Annotated in this window: 12 protein-coding genes; 1 reads left to right on the top strand and 11 read right to left on the bottom strand. The window is 40.9% G+C overall.

Annotation, left to right across the window (positions count from 1 at the left end; translation table 11 throughout):
- Window positions 1–33: 33 nt before the first annotated feature.
- The 5 genes from ACZ1G6_RS09720 to hsdR form a co-directional block, all read right to left on the bottom strand.
- The gene (locus ACZ1G6_RS09720) at window positions 34–786 is read right to left on the bottom strand and encodes a restriction endonuclease subunit S (RefSeq protein ID WP_472616127.1); all 753 of its coding nucleotides are present in this window, start codon (window positions 784–786) and stop codon (window positions 34–36) included.
- Window positions 758–1,453 (bottom strand): restriction endonuclease subunit S, encoded by a 696-nt coding sequence (locus ACZ1G6_RS09725; RefSeq protein ID WP_472616128.1) that lies wholly within the window; start codon window positions 1,451–1,453, stop codon window positions 758–760. The genes ACZ1G6_RS09720 and ACZ1G6_RS09725 overlap by 29 nt, the downstream gene beginning before the upstream one ends.
- A 263-nt stretch (window positions 1,454–1,716) precedes the next feature.
- Window positions 1,717–2,715, bottom strand: coding sequence for a PDDEXK nuclease domain-containing protein (locus ACZ1G6_RS09730; protein WP_472616129.1), 999 nt, complete (start codon window positions 2,713–2,715; stop codon window positions 1,717–1,719).
- Between the two features lie 126 nt (window positions 2,716–2,841).
- The gene (locus ACZ1G6_RS09735) at window positions 2,842–4,305 is read right to left on the bottom strand and encodes an N-6 DNA methylase (protein WP_472616130.1); all 1,464 of its coding nucleotides are present in this window, start codon (window positions 4,303–4,305) and stop codon (window positions 2,842–2,844) included.
- 20 nt (window positions 4,306–4,325) lie between these two features.
- Window positions 4,326–6,773: an EcoAI/FtnUII family type I restriction enzme subunit R gene (gene hsdR, locus ACZ1G6_RS09740; protein ID WP_472616131.1), complete on the bottom strand. Its 2,448-nt coding sequence runs from the start codon at window positions 6,771–6,773 to the stop codon at window positions 4,326–4,328.
- Between the two features lie 754 nt (window positions 6,774–7,527).
- On the opposite strand from hsdR, the gene ACZ1G6_RS09745 reads away from it, so the two are divergent.
- Window positions 7,528–8,145: a TrmH family RNA methyltransferase gene (locus ACZ1G6_RS09745; protein WP_472616132.1), complete on the top strand. Its 618-nt coding sequence runs from the start codon at window positions 7,528–7,530 to the stop codon at window positions 8,143–8,145.
- Between the two features lie 237 nt (window positions 8,146–8,382).
- On the opposite strand, the gene ACZ1G6_RS09750 is transcribed toward ACZ1G6_RS09745, so the two are convergent.
- The 6 genes from ACZ1G6_RS09750 to ACZ1G6_RS09775 are packed head-to-tail and all read right to left on the bottom strand — an operon-like array spanning window position 8,383 to window position 20,680.
- Window positions 8,383–9,240, bottom strand: a complete 858-nt coding sequence (locus tag ACZ1G6_RS09750; RefSeq protein WP_472616133.1) for a DUF2971 domain-containing protein — start codon at window positions 9,238–9,240, stop codon at window positions 8,383–8,385.
- Entirely contained in the window at window positions 9,185–12,160 is a 2,976-nt protein-coding gene (locus tag ACZ1G6_RS09755; RefSeq protein ID WP_472616134.1) for a TrlF family AAA-like ATPase, read from the bottom strand. Before ACZ1G6_RS09755 ends, ACZ1G6_RS09750 begins: the two co-directional genes overlap by 56 nt.
- Window positions 12,161–12,205: 45 nt before the next feature.
- The gene (locus tag ACZ1G6_RS09760; protein WP_472616135.1) at window positions 12,206–15,406 is read right to left on the bottom strand and encodes a type I restriction endonuclease subunit R; all 3,201 of its coding nucleotides are present in this window, start codon (window positions 15,404–15,406) and stop codon (window positions 12,206–12,208) included.
- Complete coding sequence (locus tag ACZ1G6_RS09765) at window positions 15,403–16,638, bottom strand: FRG domain-containing protein (protein ID WP_472616136.1); 1,236 nt, start codon at window positions 16,636–16,638, stop codon at window positions 15,403–15,405. Before ACZ1G6_RS09765 ends, ACZ1G6_RS09760 begins: the two co-directional genes overlap by 4 nt.
- 7 nt (window positions 16,639–16,645) lie before the next feature.
- Complete coding sequence (locus tag ACZ1G6_RS09770; RefSeq protein WP_472616137.1) at window positions 16,646–19,699, bottom strand: N-6 DNA methylase; 3,054 nt, start codon at window positions 19,697–19,699, stop codon at window positions 16,646–16,648.
- 57 nt (window positions 19,700–19,756) lie between these two features.
- A complete protein-coding gene (locus ACZ1G6_RS09775; RefSeq protein WP_472616138.1) occupies window positions 19,757–20,680 on the bottom strand; it encodes a restriction endonuclease in 924 nt (307 codons plus the stop codon).
- Window position 20,681 lies beyond the last annotated feature (1 nt).

A 20,681-nucleotide genomic window follows, 5' to 3' on the forward strand; every position in this document is an offset into this window, starting at 1 on the left:
TGCCAATAATTAACCCTGCGCTCCTGATAATATTCACAAATTGTTAGCAACGAAAGTATTAGCAAGCCGCAATTCTGTTTGGCTAGCTTGATTTAAATTAGCTTTTAGTGAATCACAAATATCCATCAATTCTTCTACTTTAGCGACAATCCGTTTTTGTTCAGTTAGTGGGGGTATTGGAAATTCGAACAATTCCAAAACTTTTTTGCTAAGACCCTCAATAGCCATTCCTACTTGGCGTCCCCAAACTAACCTCTGTACCAATGGAGATAGAATCCCCAAATGCAAAAAAGGACCCATCGTTTCTTCTATAAGTCGAATAATCGTTACATGTTGGCTTACGTTGGCTATTTTTAAGTGACTAGGAAATATAGTCGAACGCCCTAATGATGCACCCGTTATGTTTAATAAAACATCGCTAGGAAAAACTTTAGTGTTGTTCATTTTTTCATTTGTTTCATCGGTTATAAAAGCAGTATCGTTAAGTTTTAATCCGTCATTCCAAATGTTCTGAGACCTCAGGAATATGACTCCTTTATCAACGTAAGCGTTTTGCCCCCCTCTTGGGGTTCTACCAGACCCTAATCTTGAAGTTAAGTTACCCATGCGCTCAAATTCCCATCCATGAGGCAACTCAAATTGTTTTTCATGATCTTCAATTGGGGGCAGTGGCTTTTGCTTTTTGATTTTACCGTCTTTGATGAGTTGTTCTTTTTTAGCAGCAATGCGCTCTAACAGTTTAGATGCTGGTTCATCGTTAGGGTCTCGTTTGACGAGTTTGCCCATTACTGCGAGTTGCAGGATGGTTTGTTTTAGTTGGTCGATGCTGTCTTCGGTGGTGAATAATACGTCGAAGTGTTGGCTGATGCGTTGCTAAGGTTTGTTGGAAGGCGTCGGCGTCTTTTGTGTTAGTTAAGGTGCCAAGTAGGGTTTCTACTAAGGTTTTATGGGCTTGGATGCTGTTTTCGGTTTGGGATTCGAGTTGGTCGCAAAGCGCCATTAGTTCATTGATTTTTACAACAATCCTATTTTGTTCTTTTAAAGGAGGAACAGCTACGACTAGAATGTTTACTTCGTTTCTATTTAGTCCAGGCTTAATACCCTTTCCTAGCGCATCTAGTCTCAAAGTGTGAAACTGATTAAATACAAAATTAATATTCAAAAATTCTGAGGGCACAACACTATAAGCTACATCAGTAACCCAACAACTATGTTCCACACTAAGGTTTAAAGCTCCAGCCGAACCTTTTCTACCTACAATAATACAAGGGTCAAATATACACGCCTCATCATGCGTTCCAACAACACCGTTGGAACCATAGACAAAATACTCTCCTGTGAAGCTTCTCTTTGCGCGTGGCAGATTGTTTCCATATTCAAGCGAATAGATATTACCAAATCTAGTAAACTCCCATCCGAGGGGCAATTCAAACGGTTTCTCGTCGTCATTCACAGGGGGAAAGACTTTCTCTTTACTGCTTTAACTTTCTCAAATGTTACATTTTGCGCATTGATTCTCTTTATTAATTCACTAGCTGGCTCATCGTTCGGATCCTGTGGCACCAAATTACCACGAACTGCCAACTCCAAAATCAACTCACGCAGCTTCTTAATTCCATATAAATCAATTTTTTTGAACTACCTCGACCTGATGCTGATTTTGCTTTTACTGCCGAAGTCCAAATATCTAAATGCTCTGTAATCAAATTATTTACATCAGTCATGAGTACCTCCAACCGAATCGCCAATGCCTTTGCCAAGACGTTGACGACTCTTTTCAATAGCTTGATGAAGCTTCTGTTGAAGCACTTCTTTGGAGGGTAGCGCGGTTAAATAGTCGGCAACGTGAATGCCTGATTTGTCCATATCTAATAACTCGACTTGCTCATTATTTTTTCCGGCACATAAGATAATACCCAGTGGAGCTTGTTCATCGGGTTCTTGTTCATATTTTACTAAGTAACCAAGGTAAAGCTCCATTTGACCTTTATAGGCTGCTTTAAATTCGCCTATTTTTAAATCAAGTGCTACCAAGCGTTTTAGTTTTCTGTTGTAGAAAAGCAAGTCAATATAGAAATCTTCACCACCAATTTGAACGCGATGTTGCCGCCCGATAAAGCTAAAGCCTGAGCCTAGCTCTAATAAAAATTGCTCAAGCTCGCGCAAAATAGCGTCTTCTAAGTCTTTTTCAATGTACGTGTCGTTGAGTTCTAAAAAGTCGAGTACGTATGGGTCTTTTAGTAACATGCTTGGACTTAATTCAGAGCCTCCCTTGTTATCGGTTTTTAGCTGCTTTAGCTCTAGTTCTATTAATTCATCTGGCTTTTTGGAAATGGCCGTGCGCTCAAACAGCATTGAATCTATTCGCTTGCGTAAAGTGCGTACACTCCAGTTATCGATAGAGGCCATCTGCGTATAGAAGTCTCTTTTTGTTGCATCATCAATAGATAGCAGTCTTATAAAATGCGACCAACTTAATTGTCGTGACAGTGTCACGACAATCTCTGAATCGGGGTATGCTTGATAAAATTGAATCATTTTTCGCAGGTTTGTGTGGCTAAAACCTACACCAAACAAACGAGTGAGTTCTGTTGCAACGTTATTGATAACTTGTTTGCCGTAGTCAGCCCGTTCTTGTTTTAGTATATGCGTTTGAATCCTCTCGCCTACTTGCCAATACAGAAGAGTGATATGCGAATTAACACTGACTTGCACCTATGGTTTTTTGTTTGTGCAATAACGTGCTTTAGTTCGTCAATTAAAGTCTTGTTACCGCCCTGCTCGCTTGTGTTTTGCGTCAGCTCTTTGTTTAACTTCAGGTCTTTATTGGGCGTTAGACTTTTATTTGTCATTAGACAATGCCTCGTTCAAAATACCTTTCAGTTGATCTCGCAGTTTTTGGATTTCTTGCTGTTGGCTTTCGTATGTCGCAAGTAGCTCTTCTGGGTCATGCACTACTAGTTCGCCTACATGGGGGTTTTTAATATCTAAGTTGAAGTTTCTTGCAATGATATCGTCAATGCTAACTTTCCATGCCTGCTCAGTTTCTTTTCTGCTGGCAAACCCATCTTCTTCACTACCCCACCACGACTGCTCGGTTTTAAATTCTTCGAACTTCATCGGCTTGGTTTTATTGTAGTTTTTTACGCCTTCTGGATAAGGGTGTTCATAAAACCAAATGTTCTTTGTTGGTTGCCCTTTGGTAAAAAACAATATGTTTGTTTTAATACCGGTGTAAGGGTTAAATACACCATTGGGTAAGCGCACTATTGTATGTAGGTTACATTCTTCGGTGAGTAGCTTTTTGATTTTTGTTTTTACACCTTCCCCAAAAAGCGTGCCGTCGGGTAATACTACCGCAGCTCTGCCGCCATCTTTTAGCACTTCAACAATAAGCTGTAGGAATAAATCGGCTGTTTCGCGGGTTTGCATGTCAGATGGGAAGTTCTTTTCAATACCGTCTTCTTCTGTGCCACCAAAAGGCGGATTTGTCACAATCACATCAAAATCTGCATCCCAGTTCGATAGTGATTTGTTTAGTGTATTGCCATGTTTAATTTGTACGGGTACTTCAATACCGTGCAGCATCATATTGGTTGTTGCCAATAAGTGTGGAAGTTGCTTCTTTTCGACACCGTAAATTTGCTTTTGCAGGGTTTGGCGATCACTGCCCGTTTTAACATAGTTGTCGCGTACGTGGTCAATTGAGCATGTCAAAAATCCACCTGTTCCACACGCTGGGTCAAACACTTGTTCGCCTAGTTTTGGGTCGAGCCTATTGACCATAAATTTTGTAACCGCTCGTGGCGTATAAAACTCACCTGCATTACCTGCACTTTGTAAGTCACGAAGAATCTGCTCGTAAATATCACCAAACAAATGACGTTCTTTTGAATCGGTAAAGTCGACCTCATTGAGTTTATTGATCACTTGACGAAGCAGCGTGCCGTTTTTCATGTAGTTAAAAGCATCACTAAACGCTTCTTTAACCACAAACCCACGTGGATTTTTATCTATTGGGGTGGTGAGGTTTTTCAGAGTTGGAAACAGATCATCGTTAATAAACTCTAGCAGTGCATCACCTGTTATTCCCTCGTTATCTTGTGCCCAGGTTCGCCATAAGAATCGTTCATCAATAGGTGTGCGGTAATCATCAAGCTCCAATTCAAGTTCTTCTTCTTGCGCATCGAATATTTTCAAGAATAACAGCCATGACATTTGACCTAAGCGTTGCGCGTCGCCATCTACGCCCGCGTCTTTGCGCATAATGTCTTGAATGGATTTAATTACGGTGCTTACTGACATATTGTTATTTCTCTTATTATTTATGCTGTTTTGTTTGGCGCTTTATAAGGTGATGATGAATAGATAGCCTGTTCTAGTTCGGTAATGGCTTGGTCGTATTGTTTTCGACCACCAAAACCATCTTTTACTATCTCTTTGAAAGAGCCTATTTCGGTAAATGGTTGAACTTTTATGGTTTGTAAATTTTCGACTTCCAGTACACCTGCATCAGCGTATTTGTCTAGCAATTTTTCTAACACTATCTGAGCTTGTTCAGAGTATTTGGTAAAGTAGTTTTGCTTTTTAACGTTGTTGGCACGCTCGCTTCGCGTTAGCGCAGGTTGATCAAATACTACGTGGCATATCATGTCAAATGGGTCGATATCTTTGCCTACCTCTTGCTCAAGGGCAGTCCATAAAATGCCCTCTTCCGCTAATTCGTCGATAATGCTTTGTTTACGGTCGGCGTCGTTCCACTTTTTCACAAACTCATCTAATGAAGCATATTGGATTGCTAGGGTTTTCTTGGTGTAATCTTTAAATGATTCGGTAACAAGCTTGCCGTCTGTGTCGTAATATTGAACACGCTCAGCAATTTTCTTAACTGTGACGCCTTTTACATGATACTTATTCACCTTGTCGTCATCTGGCTCAATGATATTGCCTACGCCACCGCTTTCAGATGATGCGGGGTAATCGAAACCAGTATCGTCGCTACCTAAACAATGAGTGTCATCTTCATTGTGATTACTCGGATCATCAATCAAGTCCTCAAAACCAGATTCTGGATCGTTAATTTCTTCTGGTTTAGCCGCTATTATTTTTTCGGGTACACCGTCAAAACGTTCATCAGCAAAAAGCTCCGTCGCTTTTTTGAAATCAAGAATGGTGAACCACAGTTTATTAAACTTGTCATCGATTCGCGTGCCGCGCCCGATGATTTGTTTAAACTTGGTCATAGACTGAATGTTTTGGTCTAAGACAACTAGTTTACAAGTCTTGGCATCAACGCCTGTTGTCATTAGTTCAGAGGTAGTAGCAATAACTGGATACGCTTTTTTAGGGTTAATGAAGTTATCTAGTTGACCCTTGCCTATCTCGTCATCACCGGTGATTTTCATGACGTACTTTTCGTTTTTGGCGTATTGTTCATTATTGCAGTTAATCAGTGCTCTGCGCATACGATCGGCGTGATCGATATCGTTACAAAAAACAATTGTTTTTGCCATTGGGTCTGTGCGTTTTAAATAATTTGATATGGTTTCAGCTACTAACTGTGTTCTCTCATCAATCACTAAGGTTCTATCAAAATCTTTTACATTGTAAATACGATCGTCAATTACATTCCCATGCTTGTCGACTTGGCCTTTTGTGGGTCTCCAACCTTGTAAATCTAAATCTAAGTCGACTCGCACTACCTTATAAGGCGCTAAGAATCCATCTTCAATGCCCTCTTTGAGAGAGTACATATAGGTTGGCTCACCAAAGTAATCGATATTCGATACTTCATCGGTTTCTTTGGGTGTTGCAGTAAGCCCAATTTGAGTTGCCGTGCCAAAATATTCAAGGATTTCTCGCCAAGCACTATCATCAGCAGCGCTGCCTCGATGACACTCGTCAATTATAATTAGGTCGAAAAAGTCGGGATCAACCTGTTTGTATGCCTTTTGAGATTCTTCTGGCCCAGTCAATGCTTGATATAATGCCAAGTGTACTTCGTAAGCTGGATCTACCTTTCTACCTGTAATTTTGGTCATTGCCTGCCCAAATGGTTGAAAGTCATTTATGCGAGTTTGATCAACCAATACATTGCGGTCGGCTAAGAACAAAATACGCTTTTTGGCTTTAGCTTTCCACAAACGCCAGATTATTTGAAAAGCGGTGTAGGTTTTGCCGGTGCCAGTTGCCATTACAAGTAATATACGGTCTTTACCTGATGAGACCGCTTCTACTGTTTTGTTGATAGCTTGTAATTGATAATAGCGAGGAGACTTGCCAGAACCATCATCATAATAGTCTTGAGATATTACTGGTAGTTGGCTTTCAGTATAACCTTTAAACTCACAATACTTACGCCAAAGCGTCTCAGGAGACGGAAAGTCTGAAAGCGTAATCTCGGTTTCTATTTGTTGTGGGTTAGTTCTATCGTGGAAAATGAAACCGTCGCCATTGCTGGCAAATATGAACGGGACATCAAGCAACTTTGCGTAGTCTAAGCCCTGCTGCATACCTTTGCCAATTTCATGTTTGTTGGCTTTTGCTTCAACAACCGCAAGGGGTATGGATGGTTTATGATATAAGACAATATCTGCTGATTTTACTGACTTACGAGCCGCAGCCATACCGCGCACTATCACCTTACCGTCACGCAGTTTCACTTCTTGGCGAATTTGCGTCATATCATCCCACCCAACTGATTTAATAGCTGGCATGATGAACTTGGTGATAACGTCAGTCTCGCTTAATGTCTTTTTGTTAATTGGACTCATACTTGTCTTATTGCATCCTTGTCCTGCTTAATCTGCTGTTTCCGTTTTTACGTTGCAGACTAAGCTAACATTTTAATCAATCGCCAAATATTAACTACGATTAAATTAGCACCAATCACCTTATTTGTCACCTAACAATGGCGAAACCCTTTAATTAAATCAGACACTTGCTTGATAGTTTTATTGTGTTTTCACAATTAAAAAATAGGCAAACTAGCATAATCAGCTTTTATTAAATTTATTTCTTCGTGCGAAACTTATCTTAACTTGATGAGTTATGAACTAACGCAAATTCTAGAAGTGTGATGTTCATTATGAGTCTTCTGAGTCGGTTAGCTGCATCTGCACTGCGTTAACAAACATCAAACTGACCGACATACGACGCCGTTTTAACTAAAAGATAACGATTGGAGGTACAACGATATGATATTTTATTATCGAATGAAAATGACGTAAGGTCCGCAGTGCAGATGCGTTAAATTTACTATTGTTATACTCGGGTACTGGCATTTTTTAGGAAATGCTGGTGCTCACCCTATATTGTGTGTTGTTACCGCTCCAAATATATTGAAAACATTGTGGTATTTTTTTAGATACCCAACGTATTAAATAACAACGTTGAAACAATTTCATAAAACTCTTTCGTATCACTGGCAATAGTTGGTTTAGAAAAAACTTAGGCATAAATGCTATGCTGTGATTTTAAGTTACCTCAAGAAAAGATTACAGCACAACAGAAGGATTAATAGCTAGAATGGAAAACGCTAATAGCACCATTAGACAGCGAGCAAACGATATTAAAGATTACCAGTGCAAAAACTTAATTGCCGTTCTTGAAAATCCCATGGACGTTAAAAACATAGGTGCGGTAATAAGAAACGCTAACGCTCTTGGTGTTGAGAAGATATACGTTGTTGACGAAAGGAAGTCTTTACCGGACGACTGGGAAGAATTACGCGAAAGAAAATCCATCTCCAAAATTTCAGTTTCTGCGTCTAAATGGACGTTCGTCAAACGCTTTGATAGCAGTGAAGAGTGCCTTGCACATTTAGCTAACAACCGTTTCATCTCGGTTGTTACTTCGCCACATACCAAAGGAAAAGATAACTACATACTACATGAGGCAGATTACACACAAACAAGACTGGCAGTTTGGTTTGGTAACGAAGCTAGAGGAATCAGCGATAGGGTTGTCTCAAAAAGTGCATTTTGTGTTTCGATACCCATGTTCGGCATGATCGAAAGTTTAAATCTGGCGACAACTACCGGTATCGTTTTATACGAGGTCACAAAACAAAGACGTGAGTACCAGTCAAAGTATAAGCGAGCAAACCAAAAAAGACCGATAAAGCAAGATAAGCCAACTGGTTAAACGTAAAAATCACAAAAAAATGGCGGAGAGAGAGGGATTCTCTGACCGAAATCTATAGGCCACAGAACTCGTGTCTTTGAGTTCGTATATCAATAATGTGACAGAGTTTTGTGACAGAGTAAAGTGTTAAATTTTGATGGTGTTTGCTTGGCTATTTTTCGCTATCACAAAATGAAAACGAATCAACATGAGACCTCAATTTAAAGTGTTCTCTATTGTAAATATACACATTTTTATTCAGATAAATGGCTTTTCTTGGCTCATTGGCACTTCCTGTTCTACTTCAATTGTTATGGGCTCCGGTAAACGATAAAGCAGCGACCTTTTAATATCTCCTCGATAACCTGTCTTTTCCCGAATATCATTTTTTATAGTGGTAAATTCATGATAATTAATACGAGGGTCGATCATCACTTGTGTTATTAAATCATGAGGATCAATCTCGTACTTATAAATATCTTCCTGAGGTAACTCGTATCCCCAATCTAGATAAACCAACCTTATTTCCTTCTCGTGCTTAAAAGCTTTACGCTTAACTAACAATGAGCGAAACAAACTCCCAAAAGTCATTTGACCTGAGTTTGTAAATGCTTTTTTGGCAGAGTGGGCAATTTCTTTTTCGGAAAGGTAACTTACTTTACCTATACAAGACTTGGTCATCGAGGTATTAGCATTTGCAATTCCTAGACTCATTAGTAACTTATTGATAGTTGTTCTAATTCTTACGCTTTTCTTATCGTGAGAGTAGATTCTCCACATTGCATCTGATGCTTTCGATGTTGTCCAGCATTGACCATATAACCTCTGATGAGTATCCAACTTCAATTCTGCACCATCGGGAAACTTTAACGTTGATTTTAAAGCATAGTTTTCAAAAGTGTCTTCCCACTTATTCGGACTGACCAATATATTTTGCTTTGAATCGAAAAGTTCGAGAAACCTTTCATATGACATAATTCGGTAAATATGATCGTCACGTTCGTTTTCATCAATATTTAGAAACATTCGACCTCCAGAAGAAACAGGGTATTTGCCATAACTACCTTTGCAGCCTAACTCTAAGACGTCTAGCCCTTTCTCGAAAAGCTTTTTCACCACCTTCCAAGATTTCGCAAACCGTAGTCCGTATATAGTTATTTTCTAATCCTCCTGCAACGTAGCTAATCGGAGGAAGTATGCCGGATTGATGTTGTCCAACTTCGGCAATTATTATTTGATCGGCGTCGGTATTAATAACAAGGTTTGCATTGTGCGTAACCATGATTACTTGCCGCTTACTTTTAGAGTCTATGAATAATGGTACCAACTCATCATTGACCGACTTTGGATCTAAGTTCTCTTCGGGTTGGTCGATAATCAGTGGTCTGTCATCCGCCTCGTCCAAAGCGAGGTATAGCAAAAGTAATACTATTCCCCTTGTCCTAGGCGATAGCTTTCTTATATCAATGCCGTCATATAAAATCTCGTAGCAAATTGAGATATGGTCTGTACTAAACAACCAGTGAGCAAACTTTTTTAACCACGATCTATATTCTAATTGCTGCTGTTTCGTAACCGGAGCATGAGCAAGTAACTCTCCCATGTGATCATTAATGAAACTAGCCATAGCATCTTTAATGTTTTCTGCTGTTCCAGTTTCCCACGCCGGCATAAGTGATTTAGATACCAAGTTTGTTAGTGCACCTCGGCCATTAAATACGCCAGCCTTTCTAAGATCTAGTAAATTCTTTTCAGCAAAGTCACCCCACTCATTAACATCGACGATCCGTTTTACTGAAAAGCTCAATTTACCAAGGGTACCGCTTGAAGATGCTAAGCGCTTCATTAGGGGTTTATAAAGCTCTGACAGAGCGTTTTGCTCATTTATGATCGCCTCAAAAACCCGACTATATGTATCATCACGTTCTGATTGTAAAATTTTTCGTCTCTGAAAGGCTCCTTTAGCGTCAGTTAGCTTCTCTTCTAGCGACTTTAAAGTTGCTTTCTCTTGAGATATACGTTTTGTGATAGCAGTATATTGATCTCTAACTAGCTTATCTGCACTCAGTATGGCCTCTAGCCTCGTCATCTCTGCCACAAGAGTTGAGAGCGTTAACTTTGATAAATCACTATTGTCTGCAATTATTGGGGAGTTAGGATTTGTCACTTGAACCGGCTTACCATTTAACTCCGCAATTTGCGCATCTACCCAGGTAATATAATCAGTGAGGCTAGCATCAACGTTGCCTTTGTAGGTTAGGAGAAATTCATCCCATTGTTGGTCATCAAGACCACTTAGATTATGTCTTTCTTGTGTTTGTCGAAGCAATTCAGGCGCTTTAGTTGCTCGCGTACTAGTAACTTCATCTTGCATCGAGAGAAAAGTACGTTTTTGATTGCTGAAATCCTGAATTTTATTTCGAATGGTCTGCGCTAGCTCACTAAGTTCAGCATGTTTCTTAGCTTGTTGTTCAGTTCCACTGACCACAAGTTTTTTCAAATCTGCATCGTAACTCTTGATCAACGTCTTTTTTTGAGCGACCTGAGATAAAAGGTTGTCAATTGCAGTTTCTTTCTCTAGTTCTGTTGAGATCCGTTCGGATATATTAGTGATAGCTTCGCTTTCTCGCTTTCTTGCTTGTTGAAACCTAATCGTTTTGTATTCCCGAAATCCTGCAAAATTAATAGCTCCTTCTCGCTCATCTATAGAGTGAGCTTCGAAAATTACTCTCTCAATTTCTTCAATTAAACCATCAGAAACTCCATTTGAAGAGCATAATTCCTCGACAAACTGTTGACTTAGATATCGCGCTCGCGGGTACGACAAATGACTATTCGCATCATTCCCATTCAGCTCTCTAGTAGTTTCATTCCCCCCGCCCCAATGCAGCGTCACTGTTTCATCACAGATTAGGGATTTAGCTCGAGCTAGAAACGATGGACTAGTGTACTCATTTGCATTCCAAGCTTGATCTGAAATGGCATCACACCCAGCAGCAATCATATCGGCTAAAGCTGTTTTACCAGAGCCACGGGCCCCAACGATAGCGATAAGGCCGGGATTCAATGGAATATTGGGTGTAGTTGCCCAAGTAGCATTGTTGATTGACAGTTTAGATATTACCTGTGAAGGCATAGCACTTTTTGGAGGCTCAGATCCTACAAAAGCTCGGTTTTCAGGATCGATACAAGCCTGCCGTAAAGAATCAAAATCTAATCCTCCTTTAATCCAAGAATATCGATTATTTTTGGGCTTACCGATAGATTCCAAATCATGTGAGTCACTGCCGTGTAAACATGGTTTGCAACCATGGTATCGATCTCTCAGTTCGTCAGCAGTTACGGACTTTTGTCCTAACCAAAACTCTCGCTGAGCGGAGCTACTAGCAAAAATGATATGAGCAAATTTTTCAATTTCCTGACGAACTGTTGCATCGGCAGCTTGACGCACTCCAGAAGTTCCATCGCCGGATGCGCCCGCAACCGCAATTAATATATTATGTTTAGCCCAATCGCTCTCTTGAAAAACTTCCCTAAGTTGAGCGAAGTTTACTTTGAATTGAGTAGCCCCCTGTTTAAGAGCTGCAATATCATCCTGAATAGTTGGTTCTGATAGTCGCCCTAGTCTAATTAAGTCGTTTTTTTTACAATCAAACCTGTCGCCAAATGCATTAAATTGTAAACGACCTAATATTCTATGAAGCTGCTCGAGATGGTCGGGCTCTTCTGGGCTAACGAGAAGATGTATATTTACAAACCCTGATTTAGCTGCAACATCAAGGCGCAATTCAATGTTTGGAAAAATCAACTGAACGTTTGGTAACCTTCCACCATCCTTTTGCTTTAAAACTTGTTCATATGTTTCGGTGAGATAGTAATCAGTTACTGCCAGTGCTTCTATTAACGGAAAGTTTTCTTCAATAGCCTTAATGTAATCATCCCAAGAGTTATTATTCCCAAATTGATTGTTAAGTACTGTTCCTGGAGCATGAATATGTGGCTCCCAACGATGCCATTCCGAACCTTTGCTAATCATATTATTGACCTCCTTTTCACTATGTTAGATTGATTGTGACAACAGCTAACTGCCATCACTCCAATGTTGACTTAGCGCCTCTGCCTGCTTCAAACACAAGTCAATTGCTTCATCTGCTTTATCTGGGGGATACTTCCACTTTCTTAACGCTCGGCGCACTAGGTTGCGTAGCTTTGCTCTAACGCTGTCTCTTACTTGCCAGTCTACGGTCGTACTTTTGCGCAACTGGTTTGTTACGTGTTTTGCTAGTTCACGAAGGTTGTTGTCGCCAAGTTCACGAACGGCAGACTCGTTTTGGATTAATGCACGGTAAAACGCAATCTCGTCGGTATCTAAACCAGAATTCGCGGCAAGCTCTTCGTCTTCGGCCATTTCTTTGGCCATTTTAATGAGTTCTTCGATAACCTGAGCTGTTTCAATAGCGCGGTTGTGATATTTGCGCAATGTTTCTTGTATTCGGTCTGAGTATTTCTTTTCAGATACGACATCGGTTTTCATACGCGCTTTAACTTCATCACGGAGCAGGCGCTCAAGCAAATCGACAGCTAAATTCTTTTCTTTTAGGTTGGCGACATCTTCCATAAATTCGGGAGACAACAAACCAATATTGGGTTTGTCTATACCAACTAAATTAAAAATGTCATCTACACCATCTGCAATAATTGCATTGTCTATTATTTGCTTAAGCGCTGAGTTTTTTTCTTCGTCGGTTCGACGTTTATCGACGGTGGTAAATTTACTAATGGCATTCTTTACTGCGCCCAGAAAGGCTATTTCCTTCTTGTATGGCTCTACTTCATCCATTGTGCCACAAAGTGTGTATGCTTTGCTGATGGCCGCCATGACGTCGAGAAAACGTTTCTTGCCATCCAGTTCACCGTTTTGGCCTTTTAAGCCCAAAATATGATTCATTGCGCCGGGTAAAAGCTGCAATGCATTGTGTTCGTAGTCGCTGTAGTCGAAACCGGTACCATTAGCAGCCGGTGAAGAAAACATGCTTCTAACCACATCCATTTTTTCCATCAAAATAGCGTAGGCTTCATGCATATCGTGCGTTGGTTTACCTTTGCCGTTTGACCCCGTGTAGGTTTTTAAGGCGTGTTTCAATTCATTTGCAATACCGATGTAATCAACCACAAGGCCACCGGGTTTGTCTTTAAATACTCTGTTTACCCTTGCAATCGCTTGCATTAAGTTATGGCCTTTCATTGGCTTATCGATATACATGGTATGACAGTTAGGCGCATCAAAGCCTGTTAGCCACATGTCGCGTACAATAACCACTTGCAGTGGGTCGTTTACATCTTTAAAGCGCTTTTCAAAAAGCTTCTTCGTTTCTTTGTTATAAATGTGTGGTTGCAACTTTGCTTTGTCTGAAGCTGCGCCTGTCATCACCACCTTGATAGCCCCTTTCATAGGATCTGAGTCATGCCAGTCAGGCCTAATGGCCACTATTGCATTGTATAAATCAATACAAATTTCACGGCTCATACATACGGCCATAGCTTTACCTGGCATCGTTTCGATACGGCTTTCAAAATGCTCAACTAGGTCATTCCCAACCTGGGTAACGCGGGGTTCACTACCCACCAGCTTTTCTAAGGCAGCCCATTTAGATTTAGTGCTTTCTCTGGTTGCGGTGTCTTCCTCATCTTCAATGACTTCATCTATTTCATCATTGAGCGCTTCCATTTCGGCTTCGTTGATATTTAACTTAGCTAAGCGCGACTCATAATAAATAGGCACGGTTGCACCATCATCAACGGCATCCTGAATATCGTAAATAGAAACGTAATCACCAAACACAGCTCGGGTATCTTTGTCCGCCGAATCTATTGGTGTGCCCGTAAAGCCTATGAAAGAAGCAGCGGGTAATGCATCGCGCATGTGTTTCGAATAGCCAAAGGTATATTTACCCGTTTTGGCATTAAACTTGGCTTTATCACCATACTGACTGCGGTGCGCTTCATCGCTCACTACTACAATGTTTTTACGCTCACTTAGAACAGGATGAGCTGTTTCATCTCCCCCATCTTCATTTTTTCTGAGGGCAAACTTCTGAACCGTAGTAAAAACAATGCCACCCGATTGACGTGAGGATAAAATTTCACGCAAATCGTCTCTATCTTCCGCTTGAACCGGAGTTTGTTTGAGTGTTTCTGCCGCCATACCAAAGGTATCAAAAAGTTGCCCATCCAAATCATTGCGGTCGGTTACCACCACAATAGTCGGGTTATTCATTTCGGGTTGCGCCAGTAATTTACCCGCGTAACACACCATGGAGATGGACTTACCCGAGCCCTGTGTATGCCAAACAACTCCCGCTTTACCTGAGCCTGGCACCACTTTGTTGGCATAGTTTGCTCGCGGTTCAGTGACACTACCTTCGCCTTGTGACGCAATCACAGTGGCTTTAACTGCTTCTCGTACTGCATGGAACTGGTGGTAACCGGCAATTTTTTTGAATGTAACGTCACCTGCTTGCTCAAATAATATAAAGTGGCGAATATAATCTAAAAACAGTTCTGGTTTAAAAAATCCTTTAACTAGGGTTTCTAAAGCATATTCAAATAAAGGTCTGTCATGTTCATTGCTAACAGTTCGCCAAGCCATGAAGCGTTCTTTGTTTGCTGTCAATGAACCAACACGAGCATTTAAGCCATCACTTACCACCAATGCTTCGTTAAAAGTAAAAAGGTCAGGAATTTGTTCTTTGTAAGTTTGTATTTGTTGATAGGCCGACCATATGTCGGCTTTGCTAACAGCAGGATTTTTAAGCTCTAGTAACGAAACTGGCAAGCCATTGATAAATACAAGTACATCGGGACGGCGATTACCCTTACTGCCAATAAGCGTGAATTGGTTTACCACCAAAAACTGGTTGTTATTTACATTATCGAAATCGATTAAACGAGCATAGTCATGCTTCTCTTCGCCTTTTTCATCTTTGAAATCAACCTTTACCCCTTCCAATAACATTAGATGAAAGGCTTTGTTGTTTTTTATCAGTATGGGCGTTTCAGGAACAGCAATTTGCAGAGCTACTTGCTCTAGCGTTGCTACCGGAATATGTGGATTAATTTTTACGAGACAATCTAACAGGCGAGCACCTAGAACTATCTGGTGATAATCGCTTCGTTCTGGGCTTACTCCATCTGGCGCTATATCGTAACCACAAATATAGTCGTAGCCGATAGTTTGAAACCAGTCGAGGCACAGTTGCTCTAGTTGGTCTTCCGTAATCATTTTTCGTTCCCTTCCTCTTCACTAATGAGGTAACTCAAAACACCATCGATAGCTTCATCTCTTTGATTGACGGGATAACCAAGTTTGCGCAGAGTAATACGCATATTTGCCCGCATTTGCGATTGAATGTTGTCTCTTTTTTGCCAATTCACAGCTTTTAGTGTGTTCAAATCTTTAGCAAGCTTCTCGGCTATAAACTGAATACGCCCTGGTTCAACTTGCTCTGAAGCACCTGAATGCAGAATTGAAGCTATAACGGGGGAATCTTTATCATCAGCAACAAAAATATGGCTTGGCGTGTTGTCCACTTCATCATCTAGTGAACTAACCTGTTTTATTAGTCGCTGCGCTGCTTGATCTAATTCATACTCGCGATGCTCTTCTGCCACCAATAAATTGCAATACTCAGAGGCACCTAACACATCAGGAAACAAACTAGCATGATGCACATTCATGCGCCGCAATTGGCGCATGCAACCCTCTCTATCCTCGTTTTTGATATATATTTTACAAATATAACGAGCGATAATACCTGCCTCTTCGTCTTCAGACGCTGCTTTCAAGTCATCATCGGGAAAATCTTCGTTTGCCAGCGTATCGGTTAACGCATTTTCGATCGTTGAATCGTAAGGCGAGAAAGTAAATAACCCCGCTTGATTAACCAATCTGCCGTGGTCATCTTTGCGCGGTTCTACAATACGTACTTCGGGGCACAATTCATCGTCCGCAATAAAAGTCTTGTTTAGTACATAAATTGCCCGGTAAGGATTGTCTTTTTCTTCTTCAGAATCCACCTCTGAAAAGGCAAAAAACAGTGCTACATAAGGAGAATAGCTCCAATCTAATAGCGGCGTCATTAAGCCATGATGTTGACCCACAGCCCATAATTCGTCTTCCGCATCATCCATTACTAAGCCGCTATCTAACAACCTGCCTCTTACCGCTCGACGAAAATGCTGCAACTGATTATCAGCAAGGGGTCTATCAATAATACCTGACTCGGGAATACGAGCCAGAGATGGTGATAAATTCCAGTCAAAACGACGATGGCCACGAAAAACAAACTGAGTCTTTACGCGATTAAAAAAATTGCTTTCTAATAACTCCGAAAAATCACGCCAATGTTCTAAGCGCGTAGTTGGAATTCGGCCGTTTATCTCATCTGCCAAAATTTCAAACGCTGGTTTATCGTTAGACCATAAAGGTATTTTTTCAAAGTAGTCTTTTTCCATAATTTATTTACAAGTCCATTTTCACGTCAATTTTGCCAGAGAGAAGTTTTGGAAGAAGCGTGTCCCGCAGTTGTTCTAGCGTTCTGATTTCTGAAAGTGCATTTTTAATCTGGCCGAAAAATGGCTTAACAATATTGCTAAATGCTATCAACGTTTGTTCTTCAGGCACTATTATCTGTATATTTTTGATCAACTTAGAGTTCACAGCTGATGCGATTGATGACGTGCTACCCAATGATTCAAAATCAAAATTTCGAAGATATAAATATAAGTATTCAGTGGTTATATTATTAGTTCCGTTGAGCTTAAAATGAGCTATAGCTTCATTTGATAACATCTCACCATCAGTTATAGCTACCCTGCCCACGGTTAGCTTAAAGCTTAGCAAAACCGTATTATCCGGTACTCTTCGAATGTTGAATCTAGAAATAGCGCTTTCAGTTAAATATTCTCTTGTATCTTGTATATACAAACCCGATTCACCCATATCTCTAATTGAAACCCATCGAACATCGGTTGGAGCTTCTGAAAACCATTGGGACTCTTTTCTAGGTGGCGTCTTTCCAATCGCGATATCTATCAGGTCATTTGCAATTCCAACTTCCCACCCTTCGGGTATTTCACCGAGTTCAGACTCCACTAATTTATCGGAAAATAGCGCGGCAGTATTTTTGAGATTTTTTAACTGCTCATCGCTGAGAGTGTCCAGTTCATCAATTGATTTACCTGCGATGGCGGCCATAGCGGCAAGCTCAGGATCTTGCCCATTTTTCTTGGCTTCTATTTTTGCACGAGTGGGATCAAAATCCACAAACCAGCTTTTAAATATAGCTTGCGCTAAGTTTTCGAGTGTTTGGTTTGTTTGTTGGTTGAGTTCAACTTTGTTATCAAGATCTCGTAATACTTTTGCAATTCTTTTCTGCTCATCAAGTGGGGGTAAATTTAACTCAAACTTGGAGCAATCAGGAACGCGAATATGACTAACTACTGAACCACTTCCTTCGTGCATATGAAACTGGTGCTGTAAATCTGGCGATAAGAATACATATAATAAATATTCTGGATCTAGTAGCTCAGAATTTGCTCTATATTGCATAATCCTCTGCCCGAGAAAGACAGTATCATCAAAATCCACATATCCAACCTGCCCCATTGGAGCTTCGCGGGTCAATAATACATCTCCTCTTAGAACTTTTGCCCTACGTGTCCATTTTTCATATGTTGCTTCTTCCACAAATCGACAACCGACTCTATCTACACGCCCATTTTTAATATTGGGTGTTCGAATCATTTTGTAAGGCGTTTCATACTCAACACGAGGTGCGGTCTTGTTTACACAATCTACAATAAGCTCACAAACCTCTGAAATTTTTACTCGAGGCCAATCAGCACTCATAACCCAACCCCGCCAAGTTCTGTTTAATTTCTGCTTCGAGCGATCGGATTCCTTGAACTGTGCCTTTAGCTGAACTGTTAACCTAGCCATCTTCTCGGCGAATAATTCACTATCTTCTTCAGCATCAGCAGCTCCCACATAGCGACCTGGGGTTAAAACATGGTCGTGTTTTTGTATCTCTTCAAGCATTACAGATTTAACAAAGCCAGCCACATCTTCATAGCCTTCACCCATCTGCCAATTGTGAAAAGTACTTGTCACTAAATTCAAATCATCTTCCGTAAAGTCACGCAAAACTCGGTCTTTCATATACCCTAAATTTCGTGCATCAATAAACAGGACTTCACCTTTTCTATCACGCAACTGTCTACCACTTGCCGCTGTACGAGCACCTTTGTTTTTGGTTAAAAACCAAATACACGCTGGAATTTGAGTGTTGGTAAAAAGCTGCCCTGGTAATGCCACCATGCATTCGATTAAATCTTCTTCAATTAACTTTTTACGGATGGCTCCTTCGTTGTTGGTGTTAGAGCTCATTGAACCATTTGACAGTAATAAGCCTAATGCGCCATTAGGTGCAAGGTGGTAAAGCATATGCTGAAGCCACGCAAAGTTTGCGTTACCCGATGGTGGTGTGCCATATTTCCAGCGAGGGTCATTCTCACTTACGCCAGTGTCCCACTCCTTCATATTGAAAGGCGGGTTAGCCATTACGTAGTCTGCGCGTAAGTCTGGATGTTGGTCGTTGGTGTAGGTATTGGCGGGCTCTTTACCGAAATTAAAATCGATACCACGTATCGCCATGTTCATGGCCGCCAACTGCCATGTAGTGTGGTTGTATTCTTGGCCGTATATAGACACATCGCCTATTTTACCTTTGTGGGCGTTGATGAAATGCTCAGATTGCACAAAGAACCCACCCGAGCCCATGGCTGGGTCGTAAACGCGACCTTTGAAAGGCTCAAGCATTTGCACAATTAAGCTAACAATGGATTTGGGCGTATAATATTGGCCGCCTTTTTTACCTTCAGCCAATGCGAATTGCCCAAGCATATATTCGTAAACATGGCCTAGTATATCTTTGGAATTTAAGCTTGCGTGATTAAACGGGACTGTTGCTATTAAGTCTATGAGTTCCCCTAGCTTGGTTTGGTCGATTTGCAGGCGGGTATAGAGTTTATTAAGTACGCCTTTAAGCTTTGGATTGTCTGCTTCTATCTGCTCAAGGGCATTGTCGATAAGATGCCCCACTGAGCTGAATTTTTTGGTGGTTCCATCAGGTAATTTAAGCTCCGCGCCGCCAACAACGGTTTTGTTATTGTCTTGCAAAAATTTCCAACGAGCGGCAGCTGGCACCCAGAATACGTTTACCTCGGCATAGTAGTCGCGTTGTTCTAGCTCTACTTTTAGCTCTTCTGCGTACTCATCTGAATCTGCACCACCAAAATCTTCTGGATCGAGGTAATAGTCGTGTTCAGGATCTTTAAATTGCGTTGTAAGCTCATCTTGTCGAATTTTAAAAGCATCAGATACATATTTTAGGAAAACAAGCCCAAGGACAGTGTGTTTATATTGTGATGCATCAAGGGTTGAACGCAGCTTGTCTGCGGCATTCCAGAGCTTTTTATCAAGGTCTGCTAAAAATTGTTGTTCTACGTCTTTCATGTGAATACTTCTTATTATTGATTGTTACTAAAATGAATATCCAAACTTAGTTTCCGACTAGGTTTCAAAGTACTCTTCATCTATTTTCTGCAAGTAAAGCACTTGCTCGTCTCGGCTACCGATATTGTATTTGAGCATGAGCTTAGCAAGCTCTTTTCCGTTTATTAGAACAATTCGTGTGCCTAAACCTTTAGCTGTTTCAATTGCTGAGGCAGTAAATTCCGATGTAGTAATGAATATGCCTTTATTGGCTCTTTTCAGGCTTAACGCGCCAAAGAAGTCTCTTATGTCACCTGAGCCCACGGTATTGTTGTTTGCATAACGTTTGGCTTGAATGTAGATTTGATCAACACCTAGTGGATCTTGGTCTATTACGCCGTCAACACCATTGTCGCCGGTTTTACCTAGTGCATGTGCAGCTCCGCCACCGGCGCCTCCATATCCCATCGCCACTAGTAACTCAATGAGTAGGTCTTCAAAAAAGGCAGGGGTGACTTTGCGAGTTCTTTCTAAGATGTCATCGGCCAATGCATCATTAATAGTCTGATATGCGTTTCTTAGTGCTTCGTCTGGCGTTACTTCTTGGTCTGTGTCTTTAGTTGACGAAGAAGAAACATCATCGTTATCGCCCTTATTAGGACTAACAAACTCGTCGTATTCTTCAAATTGCTTTAGGTAATTGACATCAATAGTAGTATTGGGATCAGTAAGAGCGTCTATGCCTCTTTGAGTAATTAAAAAGTGACCACGGCGAGGGGCTTCTAACAATTTTGTTTTGGTCAGATATGTGCGCGACCAACCTACCCTGTTGTGCAGCACTCTTTGTTTACCGCTCGGTAGTGTTTGTTCTCGTTCTTCTTCTGACAGTAAGAATCTATTGGCTATTTCTTCATATACATGAGAAAGGGCAACCTCGTTGCCACCACCTTCTTTCACGATCTCTAAGAAAGGTCGCATGCATTGTTGATAATTAGGGATCATT

Source organism: Glaciecola sp. HA4-3 (genome assembly GCF_055693685.1).

What these genes read in the sequence shown, in the direction of transcription:
- ACZ1G6_RS09755 (WP_472616134.1), bottom strand. Translation starts at nt 12,160, where the DNA reads ATGATTAGCAAAGGTTCGGAATGGCATCGTTGGGAGCCACATATTCAT.
- ACZ1G6_RS09735 (WP_472616130.1), bottom strand. Translation starts at nt 4,305, where the DNA reads ATGTCAGTAAGCACCGTAATTAAATCCATTCAAGACATTATGCGCAAA.
- ACZ1G6_RS09760 (WP_472616135.1), bottom strand. Translation starts at nt 15,406, where the DNA reads ATGATTACGGAAGACCAACTAGAGCAACTGTGCCTCGACTGGTTTCAA.
- ACZ1G6_RS09720 (WP_472616127.1), bottom strand. Translation starts at nt 786, where the DNA reads ATGGGCAAACTCGTCAAACGAGACCCTAACGATGAACCAGCATCTAAA.
- ACZ1G6_RS09770 (WP_472616137.1), bottom strand. Translation starts at nt 19,699, where the DNA reads ATGAAAGACGTAGAACAACAATTTTTAGCAGACCTTGATAAAAAGCTC.
- ACZ1G6_RS09775 (WP_472616138.1), bottom strand. Translation starts at nt 20,680, where the DNA reads ATGATCCCTAATTATCAACAATGCATGCGACCTTTCTTAGAGATCGTG.
- ACZ1G6_RS09765 (WP_472616136.1), bottom strand. Translation starts at nt 16,638, where the DNA reads ATGGAAAAAGACTACTTTGAAAAAATACCTTTATGGTCTAACGATAAA.
- hsdR (WP_472616131.1), bottom strand. Translation starts at nt 6,773, where the DNA reads ATGAGTCCAATTAACAAAAAGACATTAAGCGAGACTGACGTTATCACC.
- ACZ1G6_RS09745 (WP_472616132.1), top strand. Translation starts at nt 7,528, where the DNA reads ATGGAAAACGCTAATAGCACCATTAGACAGCGAGCAAACGATATTAAA.